We start from the raw sequence: 20,829 nt of genomic DNA, 5'->3' as shown, positions 1-20,829 counted from the left end.
TCAGCTATGCTAAGAAAGCCTCGAACCAGCCCATTGCGGTCGATCCTGCGCATGGCCACCGGCGCCCGGCATCTGAACAAGACCGGCCAGATCGGTGACGGACGCGAAGCCGCCGCCGTCGACTACGTACTCCAAAACGCTCGAACCAACGATATCGACGACGTGCTGGCGACCATCGATAAGTTCGCCTACGACAAGTCGCTGCTGATTAACGTCGGGGATGAAAAAGGATTACTCCTCGACGCCGCGGTTCAACGCGCTGAACCGACGCTGGCGTTGGAGTTGGGCACCTACTGTGGCTACGGCGCCCTGCGGATCGCACGCGCCGCACCGAACGCCAAGGTGTATTCCATAGAACTCGCCGAAGCCAATGCCGCAAATGCCCGGAAAATCTGGGCTCACGCCGGTGTCGACGACCGCGTGACGTGTGTGGTCGGCACCATCGGCGACGGTGGGCATACCCTGGAAAAACTGGCCAACCACCATGGATTCACTACTGAGTCATTGGATTTTGTGTTCCTCGACCACGACAAAAGCGCTTACCTGGCCGACCTGCAGAGCATCCTCGATCGCGGCTGGCTACATGCGGGCGCCATTGTGGTGGCCGACAACGTCAAAGTGCCGGGCGCGCCGCAATACCGCAAGTACATGCAGCATCACCAGGGCGGGATGTGGAACACGGCCGAGCACAAAACGCATCTCGAATACCAGAGCCTGGTAGCTGACTTGGTGCTGGAATCGGAATACCTAGGCAACTGACGGCGCGGTTTTCTCGTCACGCTGCCGACGCGGGCGAACCTAGCCCGTTTAGCGAGCCCGCGGATGCGCTCCCGCCCACACTTCGCGCAGCGCATGAACAGTGACCAGCGTATAGATCTGCGTTGTTGTCACCGAGGCATGGCCCAGAAGTTCCTGCACCACACGGACATCGGCTCCACCTTCAAGCAAATGGGTGGCGAAAGAATGCCGCAGCATATGCGGCGACACTCCGGAAGTGATGCCGGCGCGCTCAGCAGAGTCCTGAAGAACCTGCCACGCGCTTTGCCGAGACAGCCTGCCGCCACGTGCGTTGAGGAACATGGCAGGTGTTCCGTGTCCTCGTCGAGCTAAATCTGGACGGCCCCGTACAAGATAGGCGTCGATCGACTGCACCGCCGGGCGTCCCACTGGGACCAGCCGCTGTTTGCCGCCTTTGCCGCGTAATAGCACAGATCTGGCGTGAGTATCGATGTCGTCGACATCCAAACCGACGGCTTCGGAGATTCGAGAGCCCGTGGAGTACAGCAGTTCCAGCAACGCACGGCTGCGCAGCGTCAGCGGTCCGTCGGCTGGGTTGTCACCGCCGGCCGCCACGAGCAGAGCCAGCACTTCGTCGATCGTCAGGCTCTTGGGCAACCGTCGGCTTGGAGTCGGTGGCCTGACAGCGCGCGCCACGTCTAGTTCGGCCAGTCCTTCTGCGGCGGCGAACCGGTGCAGCCCACGCACGGCGATCAGCGCCCGAGCCGCCGAGACCGCAGACAGCGCCGCCGCACCAGAGTCGGGATCCCCGCGCCGCAGCGCAACCAGAAACTCGCTAACGTCGTCCTCGGCGACCTCGGCCAGATCGCTTATCCCGCGCTCTGACAAGTGCTTCGAATATCGGCGCAAGTCACGGCGATAGGAACTCAATGTATTGGCCGCAACGCCCCGCTCGATTGTCAGATGATTGAGGTAGCCTTCCAGCTGCGAGTCCAGCATCAGCGTGGTCATCGTGCGGCCTTGCGGGCCGCGAACGCGGTCGGCCTGTCGATCCAAGCACTCTCCAGCGGACGTGGCTCGGCAAATCCGGTTGTCACCGAGTAGGCAGCCAAAATCCCGGCAATGGCAATCGAATTGACGACTTCTCCGCACAACACGAGGCGAGCCGCCTCGGCTATGGGATACCAACCAATAGTCATGTCGGCTTCTTCGTCATGCGCTTCGGGCCGGCGCACCTCGGTGAGTCCGGTGGCTAGGAAGACGCGAACCGATTCGTCGCTGAAGCCGGGGGCGGAATTGAGGTCAACGAGTACCTGCCAGGTCTTGGCCTGCAGGCCGACTTCCTCCATAAGCTCTCGGGCGGCGGTGCGGTGCGGTGGTTCCCCCGCGATATCCAGCAAGCCTGCGGGCAGCTCCCAGAGCCGCCTGCCGACCGCGTGGCGGTATTGATAGACCATCGGAATGTTGTGGTCATCGTCCATCGCCACGATCGCGACCGCACCGTAGTGTTCGACGACTTCGCGTACTGCTGTGTTTCCCCCCGGCATCCGCACCTGATCGCTGCGCAGAGCGAAAATGTTTCCGCGGTGCAATGTTTGGGACGACAGGGTCTCGAAAACATGTTCAGCCACGAGTTACAGGTTCCGGTAGAGGATGGCTGACGCCGTCGCGATTTTGATTGCCGTTGGATGCATGCTCCGTGATTTCAGGCATCTCGACCGGCAACAACTCGCCCGCTTTGTAGTCGATTGCTGCCCCGACGAATGCGGCAAACAGCGGATGCGGCCTAGTGGGTCGGCTCTTCAACTCCGGGTGCGCCTGGGTGCCAACCACGAAGGGATGCTGGTCTGGCGGATACTCGACGAACTCGACGAGATGCCCGTCGGGTGACGTTCCGGAAAACCGCAGGCCGCTTTCAGCGATCCGATCCCGATAGGCATTGTTAACCTCGTACCGATGCCGGTGCCGCTCGGAGACCTGCGTTGACTGATAGGCCTGGGCCACAATCGAATCCGGATCCAAGACAGCAGGATAGGCCCCAAGGCGCATTGTCCCGCCGAGGTCAGCCTGGCCAGCCACCACGTCTTCTTGGTTGGCCATCGTAGAGATCACGGGATCCGGTGTTCCCGGATCAAATTCCGCCGAATTCGCCGCGCTGAGACCAACCGAGCGAGCGGCTTCGATCACGATGCATTGCAGACCGAGACACAACCCCAACACCGGCAAGGCCCGCGACCGCGCGTACTGGATGGCGCCGATCTTCCCTTCGATACCCCGGATCCCGAACCCGCCCGGTATCAACACGCCATGGACGTCGGCGAGTGCGGTCGCGGCGCCACTGGGCGTCTCGCAATCGTCCGACGCTACCCAACAGATCTCGACCTTGGCCCGGTGCTTGAAGCCGCCGGCGCGTAACGCCTCGCCCACCGACAGGTATGCATCCGAAAGTTCCACATACTTGCCGACTAAGGCGATTCGTACCGTTTCATGCGGTTCATGCACTCTGCGCAGCAGGTCATCCCACTCTGTCCAGTCGACATCGCGAAACGGTAAGTTCAGCCGGCGCACCACAAAAGCGTCGAGCTCCTCGCGATGCAACACTTTGGGAATGTCGTAGATCGAGGGTGCGTCCGGAGTGGAGATGACACCATCGATATCGACGTCGCACATCAATGCGATCTTGTTTTTTAGGGCTTCGGGAACATCACGATCGGACCGCAGGATCAGCGCGTCCGGAGTGATACCGATGCTGCGCAGCGCAGCCACCGAGTGCTGAGTCGGCTTGGTCTTCAGCTCACCCGACGGCGCCAAATAGGGAACCAGCGATACGTGCAGGAAAAAAACGTCCTCCCAGCCGAGATAGTGCCGGACTTGCCGCGCAGCTTCCAAAAAGGGTTGAGACTCTATATCACCAACGGTGCCACCAATTTCAGTGATGACCACATCCGGGCGTTTCCCATCAGCATTCGGTTCGGCCATCGCCAAGATGCGACGTTTGATCTCGTCGGTGATATGCGGGATCACCTGCACAGTGTCGCCGAGGTATTCGCCGCGGCGCTCCTTGGCAATGACGGTCGAATAAACCTGACCGGTGGTCACATTTGCAAAGCCCGACAAATCGCGATCGAGGAAGCGCTCGTAATGCCCGACATCGAGGTCGGTCTCCGCGCCGTCCTCGGTGATGAAGACTTCGCCGTGCTGGAACGGGTTCATGGTGCCCGGGTCCACGTTGAGGTAGGGGTCTAGCTTTTGCATCGTGACGCTGAGGCCACGAGCGGTCAGCAGCTGGCCAAGACTGCTAGCAGTTAGGCCTTTGCCAAGCGAGGAAGCGACCCCACCGCTGACGAAGAGGTACTTAGTAGCGGTTTGCGGATGCTTACGCAAATGAGCGACCTCCGTGCAGACGGGCAGGGCTTTGACTGTTTTAGCCGAGCTGGGCCTGCCGCCCCACGGAAACCCACCCTAACACCCGGTGCGTCCGCGTCGCGGGGAACACGCCCGTCAACAGAAGCGGGCGTCGTGGACCAGCTATCGGGGCACAGTGATGGAGGTGGCGCCGTGCCCGGTACCGTACTGTCCAGGGTGCCCGCCGTCGATCAGGCCGGCGACTCCCAGGATCGTGGTTATCCGCCCGGCCTCGGCATCGACGTTGTCCACCGTGCTGATTGCCGCTGTCATTTCAGCGTCGGCGCGAGTGACCGCGACCGCGGCGTTTCCCGCCGAAGATCCCTCCCGTCCGGCCAGCAGCACGCCGGTTCCGTGCGGTGCCAGCGCAGCGGCGAACCGCGCCACGCTCACGCCTTGATTGCCGGCATCTGCGGGCAGCGCCCCACCGGTAACGACCACGGCAGCATCAGCCGGGCCCATGTGGTCCGGAGCCTGATAGGTGATGAAACCGGTTTCGCGCAGCGCACCCAGCACGATGTCGCGCTGGGTGTCGTCAACGGTGGGAGTATCCGGGTTGGAGTCGGTCAGTAACGCAATGCCAAGTAGGTCGCCGGCTTGTGAACCTTGGTCGACGAGTTTTGCGCTGAGTTGCGCCCCAGCCGGAAGGACCGACGAGTTAACAACTGAACGTAGTTTCTCGGCAGAGTTGGCTTCGACGAACTCGCGGGTAAGTGAAACGGTGCCGGCGATCACGCCGCCTGCCCGTCGAACGATTTTCGATACTGCGGCGACATCGTCTTCTGCGGCATCCGGCGAGCGGAAAACGACCACCGTCTTTCCATCCAGCGCACCGTGCACAATCCTGCCAATTACTTGGCTGTCGAAATTGTTCGCCGCGCTGAGCTTTTCCTCCAGTGCGTTTTTCTGGTTGTTGAGGCTGTCTATTTGCGTGCGCAGGTCTTGCTTTTCGTCACGCAGAGTCGACAGCAGCGGGTCAGACAGAACGCCGGAACCCAGCACAACTCCGGCGGTCAACGCCAAAAAGACGGCAACCAGGGACATCGTGTGTTGGCGCATCGAAATCATGAAGCCACCGTTCTCGAAGATTAGTTAGGTAACCCAACTCTGCACCCACAGAGAAAAGCGGTTCCAATAGTCGGCGATCCAGTGCAGAACTACGCCGTCGGTTTGCGATACCCACAGGACGATGATCACGGCGACCAGCATCGCCAGTGCCAGCAGCGCGATGGCGCCCCCCGAAATGTGGCTGCGGTACAAAGTAGCGACCGCCTTGGCGTCCACGAGTTTCTCCCCCACCCGTAGGCTGGTGAGGAAGGTCGAAGGGTTGCTCTGTGCGCGCGATCGATCGAAGAACGTCTCGATATTGGCAGTATGTCCCACGGTGACCAGCAGTGCGGCCCCGTGGTGATCGGCCAAGAGCAACGCGAGATCCGTCGCCGACCCGGCTGCCGGAAATGTCATGGCCCCGACCCCGAGATCCTGAATCCGCTCTAAGCCAGGCGCGTGGCCGTCGGCATCGGCCGGCAGCACCACCTGGGCGCCACATTTGAGTACTTCAGTACTGATCTGACTGGGGTCGCCGACGATCAGTTGAGGGCGATAACCCCCTTTTCGCAGTACGTCCGCACCGCCACCCACACCGATCAGCACCGGTTGATATTCCTTGATGAACGGCTTCAACGATTTCAAATCATCGGCGGCGCTGGTGTCTTCGGCGACAATCACCACATGGCGGCGGCGCATGTCGACATCGACATCGGGGATGCCGATCCCGTCGATCAAGAGTGGGCTTTCGCTCCGAATGAATTCGATGGTGTTACCGGCGAACGCCTCTAAGTGGGCCGCAAGCCCACTTTTGGCTTCTCGCATCAGGTCAGCGATGTCATGGTCGGTGCGCTCGGTGCCGCGGATCAACCGACGGTCTCCTGAGTAGAGCCCGCCTTCGTGGAGGCGGATCTTGGCGCCGTCCTTAACTTTTTTGAATACCTCGGGCCCGGTCTCGTCGATGAGAGTGACTCCATTGTTGACCAGGACCTCGGGGCCCAGATTGGGGTAACGGCCCGAGACTGAAGGTGACGCGTTGACGACGGCGGCGATATCGGCCTCCACAAGTGCGTCCGCCGTGATGCGATCCAAGTCCAGAATATCGAGAACGACGATGTCGCCCGGGCAGACCCGGCGCAGCAGGCGGTCGATGTTCCGGTCAACTCGGGCGGTGCCCACAACCCCGGGCCGGGAGCCATTACGGGACAGAAGTGCTGACATCTTCATGTGGCGATTCTGTCCGTGAAGTTCGGTCAGAGTCGGGAGGCGCGCCGTAACACTAGCCACAGAAGTTATATCTCGTCACTACCGTCACAGCTGCCTACGACGGCGCTAGCTCGGTGCCGGAAGCTCGGATGACACCATCGCGCGGGCCCGCCCGCCACCGTGCTCCGCAGGACGTAAGTCGGTGCGCAGAAATCGACGCCAGCCACATCGAGCCAGAAGGGCAGTCCCGGCCGGCTAGATCGCGTCCTGCTGCGCGGCATCAAGCAGCTCCCGCGCGTGCGCGCGGCCGCTGTCGGATTCGCCCAACCCGGCCAGCATTCGGGCCAGCTCAGCCACTCGGTCTTCGCTGGTCAGGCGTCGCACGCTGCTGGCACTGTCGGTCGCGGTGGTATGGACCGTAAGGTGCACATCGGCATACGCTGCGACCTGCGGCAGATGGGTGACGACGATAACTTGGTGGGTTCGGGCCAGCCGTGCCAGGCGGCGTCCGATCTGCACCGCAGCCCACCCCCCAACACCCGCGTCGACTTCGTCGAACACCATCGTTGTGCCGGCTGCGGACGCCGCGAGGACCACTTCGAGCGCGAGCATCACCCTGGACAACTCTCCCCCGGACGCGCTCTTGGCCAGGGGCAGCACAGTCATCCCCCGGTGCGCCGCGAATCCGAACTCGACATCGTCGATCCCGTCAGCGCCGGCGCGAGTGCGCTCACCCGTGGGCAAGATCAGGACGGCGGCATCTGATCCGGTCTGCTCCATATTGAAGTCGGTGCTGACTCCGATGGTGAACTCAGCATTGGCCATCGCCAGCGAGGACAGTTCTGCGGTTACCTCTTTAGCCAACCGCTTGGCAGCTTTCCGGCGAATCTTGCTGAGATCGATTGCGGCTTGGGCTAACTCGGAAGCATGCTCTTCGACGCGCCGTTCCAGCGCGCTCAGCGCATCCTCGGAGACGTCCAGCCCCGCCAGCTGCTCCCGGGATTGCGTCGCCCACCGTAAGACGCCGTCGATATCGGCGGCGTACTTGCGGGTCAGTCCCCGTAGTTGGGCTTGGCGAGCCAACTTGGCATCCAGGGCGCTGGCGTCGGCCGGTAGTCCATCGATGTAGTTGCCTAGTTCGCCGGCAACGTCGGTTACTACGGTGAGTGCCTCGGCTATTCGCCCCGCCAACTCCCGCAACATGGCGTCGTCGGCAGATTCGAGAGCCGCTCGCGCGCGCCCCAGCCTGTCGCCCGCGCTGGAGCCGAACGCATCTGCTTCGTCCGTCCCGGACAACGCCGCGCGAGCAACGACCGCAGCCTCGCGCAGCGTGTCCAGCTCGGAGAGCCGAACAATATCGGCGACGAGCGCTTCGTCCTCACCTGGCTCTGGGGCGACGGTGTCGATCTCGTTGAGGGCAACTCTGAGCCGATCGGCTTCTTGCGCCAGTTCCCGAGCCCGGTTTCGGCGTTCCACGAGTTCGCGCTGTGCTGACTGCCAGGCGTCGCGGAGCTTACGGTAACGTTCCAGCGCCGGGCCGGCAGCGGCGAAACGGTCCAGCGCGGCGCGTTGTTCCTCGGGCCGCATCAATCGGAGCTGATCGTTCTGTCCGTGCAGAGTGAGCAGCTGGTTCGTGAAACCGCTCAGGGATTTTACCGGCACGCTGCGGCCCCCAAGGTAGGCGCGCGACGGTCCAGCACGGCTGACCGAACGCAATGCGATCACGCTGCCGTCCTCGTCGCGCTCGGCTCCCGAGGCGTCGAGAATGTCGTCGAGCGAAGCGGTGGTGGAGTCGGCAACATCGACCGTTGTAAAGCGACCTTCGACAACGGCTCGGTCCGCTCCGGATCGGACGCGGTTCGCTTCGGCGCGAGCGCCGCCCAAGAGATGCAGTCCCGTCACCACCATGGTCTTCCCCGTTCCGGTCTCGCCGGTCAGCACGGTGAGTCCACGTCCGAACTCCGCGGTCGCAACGCTGATTGCGCCCAGCGCCTCGATCCGTATCTCAGTGAGCACCTGGCAACGCCATCACTTTCCACGCCAGCCGGTCACCGGCAAGCGGAACTTGCGCACCAGACGATCGGTGAACGGCGCGCTGTCCAATCGAGCCCATTTCACTGGCGTGGCGCACCGTGTCACCTCCAACCGCCCGCCGGCCGGTATCAACATTTCACGTCGCCCGTCACAAAAAACCAATGCGTCGTGACCGTCGGCTTCGACCTCGATAGCAACGATGGCGTCGGGACTGGTGACCATCGGGCGCCCGAACAATGCATGAGCGTTGTTGGGTACCACTAAGATCGCTTCGAGATCCGGCCACAGCACCGGGCCGCCGGCGGAGAAAGCATAGGCAGTGGAGCCGGTCGGCGTCGACACCAACACTCCGTCGCAGCCGAACGCGGACACCGGTCGCCCGTCGACTTCGACCACCACGCCAAGCACACCCAACCGTGGCCCCTTTTCCAAGCTGACCTCGTTGAGCGCCCAACCTCGCTCGATGACCTGGCCACCCGCGCACAAGGTGACATCGAGCGTCAGGCGATTTTCCACCCGATAGTTCTGCGCTACGACATGGTCGAGCACGAGATCGATCGCCTCCGCCTCGGCCTCCGCCAAGAAGCCGATGCGGCCCAAGTTGACGCCGAGGACCGGAATGCCGGCGTTGCGCGCAAGCTCGGCTGCCCGCAAAAACGTCCCATCACCGCCAAGAACCAGCACCAGTTCACAGCCTTCGGCAGCGCCTGGTTCTGCATCCACGACTTCGATGTCGACACCCATAGCGCGCATATTGTCCGGTGCCAGGTGCAGCGATCCCCTGTCTACTGCCTCCGCGGATAGCGCACGAAGCGCAATTCCATTGGCGCCCAGAACTTTCTCAACTCGCCGCGCGGTCTCCGTCGCCTCGTCGCGCCCGGTGTGAACGACGAGTAAAACCGTACGCTGAGCGGTCTGGTGAGGTATCACTGCGGGCCCTTCTCGATGGCGGACTGCACTGTGCCCGCCAGTTCGTCAGCGGACAAGTCCCGATCAGTCTCTGCTCGCAGCCAGAGAAAGTACTCGACGTTGCCGGACGGGCCCGGTAGCGGGCTGGCTGTCACATCGACGGTGCGCCAACCCAGCTCCCTGGCATGTTTCGCAACAGAGAGCACCGAGCTGGCCCGCAAGCTGGGGTCAGAGACCACCCCGCCCGAGCCGACTTGGCCTCGGCCCACCTCGAATTGCGGCTTCACCATAGGAACGATATCGGCGCTCGGTGAAGCACATCCAGCCAGCGCGGGCAACACGGTGACCAATGAGATGAACGACAGGTCCGCCACCACCAGGTCAACGCGCCCTCCTATTTTCTCCGGCAAGAGCTCGCGAACATTGGTCCGCTCAACGACGACAACTCTGGGATCGCGGCGTAGCGACCAAGCCAGCTGGCCGTATCCAACATCGACGGCCACCAAGTCGGCGGCTCCGCGATCGAGAAGAACTTCGGTAAATCCCCCTGTCGACGCGCCCGCGTCGAGGCAGCGCCGACCCGCTACCGAGATTCCGAATGTGTCGAGGGCACCGATGAGTTTGTGCGCGCCGCGCGATACCCAGGCGCGGTCACGGTCGGGAGACACAGTCAAGGCTGCGGTGACCGATACGGCGGTAGCTGGCTTGACAGCCGGTAGACCGTCAATACGCACCTTTCCGGCCCCGATCAACTCGGCGGCCTGCTGGCGGGATCGCGCAAGGCCCCGCCGGACCAGTTCGGCATCAACACGGGCACGCCGTGCCACGATCGACTCAGCCCTTCTCCGCTGACTCGAGTGCTTTGACAAGCACATCGTGGGCTTCCGAGAGACGGCGTGCGATGTCTTCGAGTTCTGCAAGACCCGGTCCGTCTTCGGCTGCGGCGATTTCCGGCAGTTGGGCGACCACGGCTTCGATTTCAGCGCGGATTTGATCAGGATCAATAGTCATTGCGCTCCCACGCTAGTCACCTGTTACTCGATGTGCATTAGCGACCATCGGTTCAGGGCGTCGCGGGCCCGATCGTCGCCGGCATTGATAGGTAGTGGCTGGCCCGGCACGTCGCGGCCGCTGGCCTGCCATACCGCGCCCGCGACAGCCCGAACGATCGACAATCCGTCATCATGGCGTCCTGGTTCGTGACCGTCGCCGTTCGTGTGGACCGTTACTCCACTGGTTCCGAGTTCGACCTCCCACTCCGGATGCGGCCCTACCACAAGCCGCGTGCCGTTCTGGTGCAGTGAGCGGAGGTCGCGTCCGATATAGGTTGGCCGGTGCGCCGGTGCGGCATAAACCGCTTCCCGGGCGGTACTGACCCCACTGAGAACCATCAGGCTTGGCAACCCAGCGGCGTTGGCCGCCTCAATGTCAGTGTCCAACCGGTCGCCGACCACCAACGGCGCGCGGAAATCGCCCCGACCCACCGCATCTGCCAGCAGCGCCGGCGCCGGCTTGCCCGCTACCTTGGGTTCTGCGCCAGTGGCGGCGCGCAAGGCCGCTACCAGGGATCCGTTACCAGGCAGAAGTCCGCGCTCGCTGGGCAAGGTCGGGTCGACGTTGGCCGCTACCCATAACGCGCCGGCTTGAATAGCCAACGCCGCCTCGGCAAGCTCGGACCAGCCAATCGTCGTCGACAGACCCTGGACAACCGCTGCGGGGCCGTCTTCGTATCGCCGCACCGGACGCAGCCCCACCGCGGCGATTTCGTTGGCCAGAGATTCCGTGCCGACGATCAGCACCCGCGAATCCGGAGCCAGGTGACCTGCCAGCAGGTGAGCGGCGCTCTGCGCGCTGGTAACAATGTCCTCGCCGGACGCGGCGAAACCGAGTTGCCGCAGGTGCGTCGCGACTTCGTCGGCGCTGCGAGAGGCGTTGTTGGTGACAAAAAGCTTGCGTCCGCTGATTTCGGCGAGCGACTGCACTGCGCCGTCAGTGGGCTGGCGGCCGCGAAATACCGTCCCGTCCAGGTCGATTAGCAAGCAGTCGTATTCCTGCGCGATGCTTTTCACCACGTCCGTGCCTGTCATTTCAGCCTAGCTCGCTGACTCGGTCCTCGGCGTCGGTAACGCCATCAACATCGGCCGCGGCAGATCGCAGGAACCATTCTCGTGCTTCGTCGGATCGGTCCAGAGCCAACAATGTTGCGGCGTAAGCGTAGTAGAGTCGCGCCGCGGTCGAACCGGACCGTCCTGGCTCGAGCGGCGGCGTGGACAACACTGTCAAAGCCTGTTCGAGGTGCCCCAGATCTGAGCGTGCGCCGGCTGCAACGATGCGCAACTCGTCGGCGTCGTCGCCGCTGAGCTGGGCGGCCTCGGGTGCACGAGCCAGTTCGATGGCTCGCTGGGGCCGCCCAAGGCCGCGTTCGCAATCGGCGATCAGCGCGAGCAGCACGGATTTACTACCCATTCTTCGAGCGGCTCGTAATTCGGCCAGAGCTTGGGCCCAGTCGCCGCATTGGTACGCGGCAATTCCTACGGCTTCACGAACGACGGCGATCCGGCTAGCCTGGGCGCGCGCCGCGCGCGCGTGGCTCAGGGCCGCTTGCGGGTCCTCGTCGATCATTCCTCCCGCGGCAACGAGGTGGCGCGCCACTGTGTCGGCGGTTGCGCGATCCAGGGTGCTCAGCTCGCGGCGGATTTCAGGAGCCAATTGCTTGGCATCAACATCAGGCGGGATGGCAGGCCCTTGGGTCGCTCCCCCGGCTGAACGCTCGGGGCGATCAGCACCTGCGAGCTTGGCCTTGGGCGGGACTGAGTGTGCGCGCCCACCGGTCGGCCGAGAGGCGTCGCGCTCCCTGCGTGAGCTGCGCCGCTGTGCGTCGGTGGATGCCGAACGCGGTCGCCGCTCCTCGCCGCGACCGTACTTGTCGTCAACCACTCGGTAGAGGTTACGGCCATCGCGGACAGGCCCACAAATGCCGCATGCGATCACCGATGCGGCTTGAAATAGGCGAACGATGCCAGGCCGGACCCGGGGATGATCGCCCGCGCGTGCTAGGCCTGCAGCCGGTCGGGCAGCAGCGGCGATATTAGCGCCGGACAATATGTCGCGATCGCGACAATCGTGAACGCGCCCGCCGCATCGTGGGACATGCCGTTATTGGCCGCCATGGTCGATGTGACCGACTCGAAAGTCCCTCCCGGCTGCACTGCCATCGGGCAGACCGAGCGGCCTAGGGCCATCGTGCTCGCCGGTTGTCCGTAATAGGAAACGCCGGCGTTGTTCAGAGCGGTCAAGAACGCGTTGCCCATCATGTCGGCGTGTATCGGCGCCGCCATAGTCGCGGACACTCCGAACGCACCGGCAATCAGCACCAGCAGTTTGAGCGCCGCTGCGTGCCAGAATTGGGTATCACCTACTGACTGTGCAGTCATATCTCGTTTCTCATCTATCCGCTACTGACCGATTGCGGTTCACCCCGGTCAAATCACCGTGACAACACTGCTTAACAAGAGTCACATTCGCAACACAGACCGATAAAGGTTTGCGCACTAACGCGTTTTGCGACGCGACCACGCACGTCCCGGGTACTAGGAGGGCGCAATCGCCGTCCCTGGATCGGCGAATAGCGGTATCGCGCAACTGGGGGCGCCGAACGTTGCGACCGAAATCGGCCATTCGTGGGATGCCGGGTCGTGAATTGGTCGAGGACGGACGCCGCAGCGGAAATCTGCTGACCGTATGTGCACGCCCGACTGCCTCGGTACGAAGTAGGCCACACGCCATACGCTCGGCCTCCTCTGTCTCAATCTGAGATCCGGACCTAACTCCAAACTACCCCTCGACCAGTCCGTTTACCCTGGGCCAGCCTTGGCGTTTGCGCCCCCTGACGGTCAGTTTGATGTCCGCAGAAGCCGAACTTCAGCAGGGGCCTGATTGTCGCACCCGCTGCTGGGCCAAAACAACATACCGTGAGCCGATCTCGGGGCCGCAGCGACCGGACACCGCTGAGCTAGAGCCCGTTTTGGTCGTATCGGCTGCAGTGGTTGTCGGGTCGCGCGTCAAGCGTTTTGGCGATCGCCGCAATCCTTGGTGAATCGGATCCGGCCTTCAATAACCGCGGCAGATCACAACCGCGACCAGGCCTGGCGAAGCGCCCGCGCTCACACCGTCTCGGTGTCGTGCCTCGGTAGGCTAGCGACTAGCGGTGCGTCGACACCAAGCGGGCCAACTTTGGCAGCCCCACCGGGCGACCCTAAAGGCGTGTCTCGACCAGGCAGATTTTCAAAGAAGAACGCCGCGTTGTCTGCCTGATACGGCTGTAGCTCTTCGGGTAGGTCATCTTCGTAGTAGATGGCCTCGACGGGACAGACGGGTTCACACGCGCCGCAGTCCACGCATTCATCGGGATGGATGTAGAGCGCCCGACCGCCCTCGTAGATGCAGTCCACCGGACACTCCTGTACGCAGGCCCGATCCATTACGTCCACACACGGCTCCCCGATCACGTACGCCATGCTCAACTATTTTACACAATACGAATTGTATAAACCAGGCGTGGGGACTCCGGCGGGCAGCGGGTCCGCATCGACCTGCGGGTTGGCGCCGGCGGGATTCTTCCGCTGCCGCCAAACCGCCCGATGCCACCGGCGGATATGACCCGAAGCACACGGCTTCCCCGCCGGGCAACCTCGCGGTATTGTTTATACAATCTGAATTGTATAAATTGGAGGTGCGAAACCACGATGGCAGACAACGAACTTGACGTTCGACAGCTACGTAAGCCCCAGAAGCATCCGACGATCTTCGCCACATACTCCGAACTACCAGTCGGTGGATCGTTCGTGCTGGTCAACAACCACGACCCCAAGCACCTGCGCGAGGAATTCGACGTCGATCACTTCGGTAGCTATCGATGGGAATACCTCGAAATGGGCCCCACCGTCTGGCGTATCCGGATCAGCAAGCTCACCACCACCCCGCTGCCGCGAGTTCTGACGAACACCGCTGATGTCGGCGCCACCGACGCGGCCGGGGTGGCGTGGAAACTCGATCTGCACGACCGCGATCTTGATTCCAATGTCATCACGCTGGCCCCCAACGGCGGAATTGACAGGCACACTGGCGCCGACGTCGACGTACTGATCCACGTGCTATCCGGCGGTGGCCAACTGACTACCGAAGACAGCCCGATTAACCTCGTGCCCGGTGCTCTGGTGTGGCTACCACGGCGATCACAGCGGCAGTTCAGTGCGGGCCCGGACGGGCTGCGATACCTGACCGTGCATCAGAAGCGCGAAGTCCTGCCCCTGACCCCCACCCTGGGACAAGGCTGATGAACAGCGCTATCCAAGACAATCAAGACAACCGGCCATGGCCGAACCGAGGCGACGATGTCGTACAAGGGCACTGGTTGCTGGCGCGACTAGGAAAACGGGTATTGCGCCCAGGTGGTGTCGGCCTGACTCGCACACTGCTGGACAAGGCCCATGTGACCGGTGCCGACGTCCTTGAGCTTGCTCCTGGTATGGGCCGCACCGCATCTGAGATCCTCGCTCGCAGTCCCCAGTCATACGTTGGCGCCGAACAAAGCCCTGACGCAGCTCGGTCGGTCGGTGACATCCTCAACGGACACGGCGAGGTGCGAGTCGCCGACGCCGCGAAAACTGGCCTGCCCGAAGCCAGCAGAGATGTCGTCGTCGGTGAGGCGATGCTGACAATGCAAAGCGATCCGGCCAAACACGCCATTGTGCTCGAGGCGGCGCGGGTATTGCGGCCGGGCGGTTGCTACGCCATCCACGAACTCGCGCTCACGCCTGACGGCATCCCCCAGACCGTCAAAACCGATATTCAGCAGTCACTTTCGCGGGCCATAAAAGTCAACGCTCGGCCCTTGACAGTTTCCGAGTGGACACGACTGCTAGCCGATCATGGTCTGGCCGTCGACACTGTGGTCACCGCCCCGATGGCGCTCTTACAGCCACGACGCCTCATCTCGGACGAAGGCCTCCTGGGGGCATTGCGCTTTTCCAAAAACCTGTTAGTCCATCACGATGCCCGGCGCCGAGTAGCCGAAATGCGCCGCACTTTTCGTCGACATCGGGATTGTTTGATCGCCGTTGCGATAGTGGCTCACAAACCCACGGGCGGCGCCGGCTGGCGGTCGCGGCGACGGTGGTAGCGAGGTTGGAAAAACTCCCTGAGCGGAGGAGACAATGGCTACTGAAATCGTATCCCCAGAAATGGTGGCAAGCCGCCCTTTTCCGGCACGGTCGGGGCTGAAGGGCACCTTAGTCTACAAGCTGGTGACAACGACCGACCACAAGCTGATCGGCCTGATGTACTGCGCCGCATGCTTCACCTTTTTCTTCATCGGCGGAATGTTGGCGTTGTTGATGCGTGCCGAGTTGGCGGCGCCGGGCCTGCAGTTTTTCTCTAACGAGCAGTACAACCAGTTGTTCACCATGCACGGCACCATCATGCTGCTGTTTTATGCCACCCCAATCGTCTTCGGGTTTGCCAATCTGGTGTTGCCACTGCAGATTGGGGCGCCCGACGTGGCGTTCCCGCGACTCAACGCCTTATCGTTTTGGCTGTTTGCGTTCGGCGCGCTGATTGCGATGGCTGGGTTCATCACTCCGGGCGGGGCCGCCGATTTCGGCTGGACCGCCTACACTCCGCTCAGCAACGCCATCCATAGCCCTGGTGCCGGTGGCGATCTATGGATTCTTGGGTTAGTAGTCGGCGGGTTGGGCACCATCTTGGGGGCGGTGAACATGATTACCACCGTCATGTGCCTACGTGCGCCAGGAATGACGATGTTTCGGATGCCGATTTTCACCTGGAGCGTCCTGATCACCAGCATCATGGTGCTGATCGCGTTCCCGCTACTCACCGCAGCGCTGTTCGGACTGGCCGCCGACCGCCACCTGGGCGCCCACATCTACGATCCCGCCAACGGCGGAGTAGTCCTGTGGCAGCACCTATTCTGGTTCTTCGGCCATCCTGAAGTCTACATTGTGGCGCTACCATTCTTCGGTATCGTTACCGAAGTCATCCCGGTATTTGCCCGCAAGCCGGTCTTCGGCTACACCACGATGGTTTACGCCACAATGAGTATCGCCGCACTGTCGACCGCGGTATGGGCGCACCACATGTTCGCCACCGGAGCGGTGCTGCTGCCGTTCTTCTCGTTCATGTCCTATCTGATCGCGATACCAACCGGGTTAAAGTTTTTCAACTGGATTGGCACGATGTGGAAGGGCCAGTTGACCTTCGAAACACCGATGCTTTTTTCGGTCGGCTTTATGGTGACGTTCCTGCTGGGCGGGCTATCCGGGGTAATGCTCGCCAGCCCACCGATCGACTTCCACGTCACCGACACCTATTTTCTTGTCGCGCACTTCCACTATGTGCTGTTCGGTACGATCGTGTTCGCCACTTTCGCGGGAATCTACTTTTGGTTTCCGAAGATGACCGGCCGGCTACTCGATGAGCGGTTGGGCAAGCTGCACTTCTGGCTGACCCTGATCGGATTCCACACGACATTCTTGGTGCAGCACTGGCTGGGCAACATGGGCATGCCGCGCCGCTACGCCGATTACCTTCCCACCGATGGCTTCCAGACACTCAATATCTGCTCAACAACCGGCGCGTTCATCCTGGGAGCCTCGATGCTGCCTTTCGTGTGGAACGTGTTCCGAAGTTGGCGCTACGGTGAACCCGTTGCGGTCGACGATCCATGGGGGCATGGCAACTCGCTGGAGTGGGCAACCAGCTGCCCCCCGCCTCGGTACAACTTCACCGAGTTGCCCCGTATCCGTTCCGAACGGCCCGCATTCGAGCTGCACTATCCGCACATGCGCGAACGCATGCGCGACGAGACCCATGCCGGGCGCAGTCGCGGTCCCGCCGAAGGCGGCTCTACGAGAACCGACGACATCAACGTCGGCGCCTAACTCGGCAGCCGACATTGGGAGTGCCTGCACCTGGGTGGCGTTGAGTCACTCATGGCACGAGGCCGGCGCGCAACCAGAGCGTCGAGCTCTGCGGTGTCAGTGCCGGTCAGCCGACGGTGCATCGCCCAGGCGATACGGGCAGCTTGCGTTTTCGCATGCTCAGCGACAGGCCCTTCGAACATCTCGTCTACGGTATTGGCCCAAGTGTTTAGCCAGCGGGTGAAATGACTGTCGCGCAACGGAGGGTGGCGTCTTAGGACTGGTGTAAAAACGCTGGGCGCATGTTCCTGGTGGTCATGTTACGCGGCGGTGGTGTCGGTCGTGGTTGTTGTGGTGGGGGGATGCAGTGGGCGGGGTGGCTCGAGCAGTTGGTGGCGTAGTTCTTGGAGGTGGCGGCTGGTCGCTGATGTTTGGGTGACTCCGCGCCAGCCGCGGCTGGCGCGGTCGAGGACGGCCCATACCAGCGACAGACAGCTGGTTTCGCCGGGTAGGCGGCCGATGACCTTGACCCGGCGACGGGATTCTCCGAAGGTGCGTTCGATGAGGTTGGAATGGCGGATGCGTGTCCAGTGTTGGCGGGGGAAGCGCAAATGCACGCTCAGCGAGGCGAAGTCGTTGGCCAGGCAAGCGACCGCGGCTGGGTAGAGCCCGCGGTATGTGGTGGTGAACTCCTCGGCGCGGCGGGTGGCTTCATCCACGGCCTGCTGGCCGGGTGGCTGGTCAATGTCATCGAAGATCGACCAGAACGCGGCTTTGATCTCGTCCTGGACCGCGACAGGTGTCTTGGCGATGACGTTACGGCAGCGATGGATCAGACACCGCTGACGCAGGCTTGCCGGAAACGTGGTCTCCCATGCGGCGATCAGGCCCGGCGCCCCGTCGGAGATGCCCAGTAGCGGCGGGCGTAGTCCCCGGTTCCTCAGGTCAGCCAAGAAGTCGGCCCACGCATCAGCCGACTCCGCTGCGGCTGGGGCCAGCCCAATAAACAGGGGCTTGCCGTCGGTGCAGATGCCCCAGGCGGCCAGCACCGGCTCGGCCGGGGCGTTGGGATGCATCCGAAAGTTCGAGGCATCCAAGAACAGGTAGTCCAACACCAGCTCATCAAGGCGTCGAGACGACCACGCAGCGAACTCGTCTTTGATGGCCGCACAAATCCGGCTCACCGTCGAGCGCGACAACGCCGCCTGCGAGCCCAGCACCTCGGCCAACGCGGCCTCGATGTCGCGATCCGACAAACCGCGCACCCATCCCGAAATCACCAACGCCTCCAGAGCGTGGGTGCGCGTCACCCCGGCACCGAATAGCCGCGAACAGAACCGCTCGTCGGTGTCGCGTAGTTTCGGGCGGCATAATTCGACCGAGCCCATCGTGGTCTTCACCGTCGCCGGCGGTTGATACCCATTGCGGTACCCGCCCGGGCCGTCCTGAACCCGACGCTGGTGACGGGCTCGGCCCAACACTGCTTCTACCTCGGCCTCCACGGCGACCTGAAACACCAGACGCACCGATAACCGCCCGACCTCCTCCAAAATCTCGGTCAACGGCCGCTCGGTCGCGGCGAACAACTGATCCATCTCAACACGCACACGCTCAATCGGCGATACTCGCTTGGTCACGGGCGTAGCCCCTCCTTCATAGCTTTCGTCGGTTGCGACGGAACCTACGCCCGTGACCATTTACACCAGCGATGAGACGCGACCCAACGGAGTTCGTTGGTGCACAATACGGTGGGCATGCAACGCGCTACCCCGATACAGTCCCGCGCGAAACAAGACAGTTTCCCAGAAGTCGCACATCACCGGGATGTGCGAGTCAAGGCCCGCGGCGCGCAATTCGGTGAAGGGCTCGGCGAGAACATCATCAAGGAGCACTCGACTGTAGAACTGGCGGAGCAATGCCTCTATGTCCGCCCGGCCGGTCAGATCCGCGGACATCCGGCTATCCGGCGCGAGCGGCTCAGTCATGCGCGATCACTTTCACACGACATAACTCTGGTTCGATGAACGGCTCAAGTGCGGCATGTATCGGGTCGGCTAAAAGGCCCTTCAGCAGTCCGTCATGCATGGCGCACGCCACCTCCGGGTGAACTCGGGCCAGATCGCGGATCGGACACCTATGCAAAAGAATGGTGCGCTCTTCGCCCGTGGTTGACGTTGCGGTCGGGACGATTTCGGAACCGAAACCCATCCTGGCGAATGCCGCGGCAACTATCGTCGTCCGCTCCTCAAGAGCCGTCCTGCGCCGGACTCCATCTGCAATCTGCTGCTTCAAGACACCCGTATTCGCTGAATCATCAGTGATCCGTTTCGCCCATCTCGCGCCAATGGCCTCGGAACGTCTACGCCGCTTGCGGTCGGTATCGCCTAGTTCCACCGCCAACGTCTCGGCCAGGCTTCTGTAGTCGAGCCGCTCGCGCACCGCGCGGTAACCGGTACGGGGACGACCCACACCAGTCCGTGCCATCCTGGTACGTTCGACGACTCCATCGCTGCACAGCGCATCCAGATGAAAACGGACCGTGGTGATGTGCAATCCCATCTTCGCGGCCAGCTCAACCGCGTCGAGTGCCTCGTCGCACCCGCGCACCAAATCAAAGACCCGTTGGCGTTGCCGGTTGCGCGTACTGCTCTGCCCTCCCCCGGCTCCGCCGTCAGTGTGGTTCTTCACCGCACGCACCCAGTCACCTCGCTGCCATCCTCTTATTTAACGGATAAATATCCTCAATAATAGCCCTGCAGCAATAGCCGAATCCGCAATTACCAGGGATGAGGTTCGGCTACCACACAGCCGCCGGCGGGGCCCTAACTGCGGTTTCCCGATTGACCAGCCCAGCCCGCGTCATAGCCCGGCCCATCGATCACGTGACGGATGACAAGCCTTGCCGTTGCGCCCGTGCTGCACAGCCGGGTGGCCGCGTCCGCGTTGGGCTTGGACACGCCCAGCCGGACAACGCTACGCCGGGCGGGTTGTCTGCGTGATCTAACTCATAGTGAATTTATACAATCAAGGTTGTGTAATTAACGTCAAGCACGTGGCGCCGTCATCAACCACGAGGAGCACACCGGCACATGGCAATTCGCGTATCACCAGCACATCCGACAGCACAAACCACTACTAAACCGCTGGTCGGCAGGGGTTGGGCGCAGGGAGTGGCCTTGGTCATGATCTTCGGGTTCTTGGTGCTTGGCGTACTTGTATATCGCACCTACACCGCCTCAATGCCATTGCCGGCAAAGGTTGTTAACGAGTCCGGCGAGGTGCTATTCACTGGTGCTCAGATCACCCGCGGACAAGAGCTCTATCAAGAACGTGGGCTGATGCAATATGGGTCGGTACTCGGGCATGGCGCCTATCTGGGGCCGGACTACACCGCGGAGTATCTGCGCATGGCCACCGAGTACGTGGCTGCTCAATGGCAGGCACAAGGGGTGACCGACTCAAAAGAACGAGTGGTGGCCGAGGGTCGCGTCTCATCGCTGGTGTAAATGGTCACGGGCGTAGGTTCCGTCGCAACCGACGAAAGCTATGAAGG

19 protein-coding genes and 3 pseudogenes are annotated in these 20,829 nt (G+C 62.4%); 5 read left to right on the top strand and 17 right to left on the bottom strand.

Translation table 11 applies throughout. The features are described 5' to 3' along the window. The first annotated feature begins 6 nt into the window (after positions 1–6). Positions 7–759, top strand: a complete 753-nt coding sequence (locus ACO07W_RS19945) for an O-methyltransferase (RefSeq protein WP_421845356.1) — start codon at positions 7–9, stop codon at positions 757–759. A 48-nt stretch (positions 760–807) separates the two neighbouring features. On the opposite strand, the gene xerD is transcribed toward ACO07W_RS19945, so the two are convergent. The 13 genes from xerD to fdxA form a co-directional block, all read right to left on the bottom strand. Continuing rightward, positions 808–1,749: a site-specific tyrosine recombinase XerD gene (gene xerD / locus ACO07W_RS19940; protein WP_421845354.1), complete on the bottom strand. Its 942-nt coding sequence runs from the start codon at positions 1,747–1,749 to the stop codon at positions 808–810. After that, the gene (locus ACO07W_RS19935) at positions 1,746–2,369 is read right to left on the bottom strand and encodes an NUDIX domain-containing protein (RefSeq protein ID WP_421845353.1); all 624 of its coding nucleotides are present in this window, start codon (positions 2,367–2,369) and stop codon (positions 1,746–1,748) included. The genes xerD and ACO07W_RS19935 overlap by 4 nt, the downstream gene beginning before the upstream one ends. Continuing rightward, a complete protein-coding gene (locus tag ACO07W_RS19930; protein WP_421845351.1) occupies positions 2,362–4,122 on the bottom strand; it encodes a CTP synthase in 1,761 nt (586 codons plus the stop codon). The genes ACO07W_RS19935 and ACO07W_RS19930 overlap by 8 nt, the downstream gene beginning before the upstream one ends. A 144-nt stretch (positions 4,123–4,266) precedes the next feature. Further along, the gene (locus ACO07W_RS19925; protein WP_421845350.1) at positions 4,267–5,211 is read right to left on the bottom strand and encodes a copper transporter; all 945 of its coding nucleotides are present in this window, start codon (positions 5,209–5,211) and stop codon (positions 4,267–4,269) included. A 24-nt stretch (positions 5,212–5,235) separates the two neighbouring features. Then, complete coding sequence (steA, locus tag ACO07W_RS19920; RefSeq protein WP_421845349.1) at positions 5,236–6,417, bottom strand: putative cytokinetic ring protein SteA; 1,182 nt, start codon at positions 6,415–6,417, stop codon at positions 5,236–5,238. 234 nt (positions 6,418–6,651) lie between these two features. Beyond that, positions 6,652–8,412: a DNA repair protein RecN gene (gene recN / locus ACO07W_RS19915; protein ID WP_421845348.1), complete on the bottom strand. Its 1,761-nt coding sequence runs from the start codon at positions 8,410–8,412 to the stop codon at positions 6,652–6,654. A 12-nt stretch (positions 8,413–8,424) separates the two neighbouring features. Beyond that, on the bottom strand, positions 8,425–9,357 hold the full coding sequence (locus ACO07W_RS19910; RefSeq protein ID WP_421846130.1) for an NAD kinase: 933 nt from the start codon (positions 9,355–9,357) through the stop codon (positions 8,425–8,427). Continuing rightward, entirely contained in the window at positions 9,357–10,166 is an 810-nt protein-coding gene (locus ACO07W_RS19905) for a TlyA family RNA methyltransferase (protein ID WP_421845347.1), read from the bottom strand. The genes ACO07W_RS19910 and ACO07W_RS19905 overlap by 1 nt, the downstream gene beginning before the upstream one ends. Positions 10,167–10,173: 7 nt before the next feature. Next, positions 10,174–10,350 (bottom strand): hypothetical protein, encoded by a 177-nt coding sequence (locus tag ACO07W_RS19900; RefSeq protein ID WP_421845346.1) that lies wholly within the window; start codon positions 10,348–10,350, stop codon positions 10,174–10,176. Between the two features lie 23 nt (positions 10,351–10,373). After that, a complete protein-coding gene (locus ACO07W_RS19895; RefSeq protein ID WP_421846129.1) occupies positions 10,374–11,408 on the bottom strand; it encodes an HAD-IIA family hydrolase in 1,035 nt (344 codons plus the stop codon). 19 nt (positions 11,409–11,427) lie between these two features. Further along, entirely contained in the window at positions 11,428–12,276 is an 849-nt protein-coding gene (locus ACO07W_RS19890) for a tetratricopeptide repeat protein (RefSeq protein WP_421845345.1), read from the bottom strand. Between the two features lie 116 nt (positions 12,277–12,392). Beyond that, positions 12,393–12,773 carry a DUF732 domain-containing protein gene (locus ACO07W_RS19885; protein WP_421845344.1) on the bottom strand — a complete coding sequence of 127 codons (381 nt, stop codon included), beginning with the start codon at positions 12,771–12,773 and terminating at the stop codon, positions 12,393–12,395. A gap of 729 nt (positions 12,774–13,502) precedes the next feature. Then, positions 13,503–13,856: a ferredoxin gene (gene fdxA, locus ACO07W_RS19880; RefSeq protein WP_421845343.1), complete on the bottom strand. Its 354-nt coding sequence runs from the start codon at positions 13,854–13,856 to the stop codon at positions 13,503–13,505. Between the two features lie 228 nt (positions 13,857–14,084). Between fdxA and ACO07W_RS19875 the strand changes: the two genes are divergently transcribed. Genes ACO07W_RS19875 through ctaD form a run of 3 tightly spaced genes read left to right on the top strand, consistent with a single transcriptional unit; the run spans position 14,085 to position 17,297 of the window. After that, entirely contained in the window at positions 14,085–14,675 is a 591-nt protein-coding gene (locus ACO07W_RS19875) for a DUF2249 domain-containing protein (RefSeq protein ID WP_421845342.1), read from the top strand. Further along, positions 14,675–15,520 (top strand): class I SAM-dependent methyltransferase, encoded by an 846-nt coding sequence (locus ACO07W_RS19870; RefSeq protein WP_421845341.1) that lies wholly within the window; start codon positions 14,675–14,677, stop codon positions 15,518–15,520. The genes ACO07W_RS19875 and ACO07W_RS19870 overlap by 1 nt, the downstream gene beginning before the upstream one ends. Positions 15,521–15,554: 34 nt before the next feature. After that, on the top strand, positions 15,555–17,297 hold the full coding sequence (gene ctaD / locus ACO07W_RS19865) for a cytochrome c oxidase subunit I (RefSeq protein WP_421845340.1): 1,743 nt from the start codon (positions 15,555–15,557) through the stop codon (positions 17,295–17,297). Here the strand turns inward: ctaD and ACO07W_RS19860 are convergent. From ACO07W_RS19860 to ACO07W_RS19845, 4 genes and pseudogenes are all read right to left on the bottom strand, one after another. Then, positions 17,294–17,554: pseudogene (locus ACO07W_RS19860) on the bottom strand (hypothetical protein); the annotation flags it as partial. The gene ctaD and the pseudogene ACO07W_RS19860 sit on opposite strands and share 4 nt — an antisense overlap. Positions 17,555–17,596: 42 nt before the next feature. Next, the gene (locus ACO07W_RS19855; RefSeq protein WP_421840071.1) at positions 17,597–18,871 is read right to left on the bottom strand and encodes an IS256 family transposase; all 1,275 of its coding nucleotides are present in this window, start codon (positions 18,869–18,871) and stop codon (positions 17,597–17,599) included. Between the two features lie 126 nt (positions 18,872–18,997). Continuing rightward, positions 18,998–19,261: pseudogene (locus ACO07W_RS19850) on the bottom strand (group III truncated hemoglobin); the annotation flags it as partial. Further along, entirely contained in the window at positions 19,254–19,964 is a 711-nt protein-coding gene (locus ACO07W_RS19845) for a helix-turn-helix transcriptional regulator (RefSeq protein WP_421846128.1), read from the bottom strand. The gene ACO07W_RS19845 and the pseudogene ACO07W_RS19850, both read right to left, overlap by 8 nt. 401 nt (positions 19,965–20,365) lie before the next feature. On the opposite strand from ACO07W_RS19845, the pseudogene ACO07W_RS19840 reads away from it, so the two are divergent. Next, positions 20,366–20,770 (top strand): annotated as a pseudogene (locus tag ACO07W_RS19840) (nitric-oxide reductase large subunit); the annotation flags it as partial. Positions 20,771–20,829: the final 59 nt, after the last annotated feature.

The organism is Mycobacterium sp., assembly GCF_965230835.1.
Lineage (GTDB): Bacteria > Actinomycetota > Actinomycetes > Mycobacteriales > Mycobacteriaceae > Mycobacterium.
This window is presented reverse-complemented; position numbering and strand designations above follow the sequence as displayed.

What these genes read in the sequence shown, in the direction of transcription:
- ACO07W_RS19945 (WP_421845356.1), top strand. Translation starts at nt 7, where the DNA reads ATGCTAAGAAAGCCTCGAACCAGCCCATTGCGGTCGATCCTGCGCATG.
- xerD (WP_421845354.1), bottom strand. Translation starts at nt 1,749, where the DNA reads ATGACCACGCTGATGCTGGACTCGCAGCTGGAAGGCTACCTCAATCAT.
- ACO07W_RS19925 (WP_421845350.1), bottom strand. Translation starts at nt 5,211, where the DNA reads ATGATTTCGATGCGCCAACACACGATGTCCCTGGTTGCCGTCTTTTTG.
- steA (WP_421845349.1), bottom strand. Translation starts at nt 6,417, where the DNA reads ATGAAGATGTCAGCACTTCTGTCCCGTAATGGCTCCCGGCCCGGGGTT.
- ACO07W_RS19900 (WP_421845346.1), bottom strand. Translation starts at nt 10,350, where the DNA reads ATGACTATTGATCCTGATCAAATCCGCGCTGAAATCGAAGCCGTGGTC.
- ACO07W_RS19885 (WP_421845344.1), bottom strand. Translation starts at nt 12,773, where the DNA reads ATGACTGCACAGTCAGTAGGTGATACCCAATTCTGGCACGCAGCGGCG.
- fdxA (WP_421845343.1), bottom strand. Translation starts at nt 13,856, where the DNA reads ATGGCGTACGTGATCGGGGAGCCGTGTGTGGACGTAATGGATCGGGCC.
- ACO07W_RS19875 (WP_421845342.1), top strand. Translation starts at nt 14,085, where the DNA reads ATGGCAGACAACGAACTTGACGTTCGACAGCTACGTAAGCCCCAGAAG.
- ACO07W_RS19870 (WP_421845341.1), top strand. Translation starts at nt 14,675, where the DNA reads ATGAACAGCGCTATCCAAGACAATCAAGACAACCGGCCATGGCCGAAC.
- ctaD (WP_421845340.1), top strand. Translation starts at nt 15,555, where the DNA reads ATGGCTACTGAAATCGTATCCCCAGAAATGGTGGCAAGCCGCCCTTTT.
- ACO07W_RS19855 (WP_421840071.1), bottom strand. Translation starts at nt 18,871, where the DNA reads ATGGATCAGTTGTTCGCCGCGACCGAGCGGCCGTTGACCGAGATTTTG.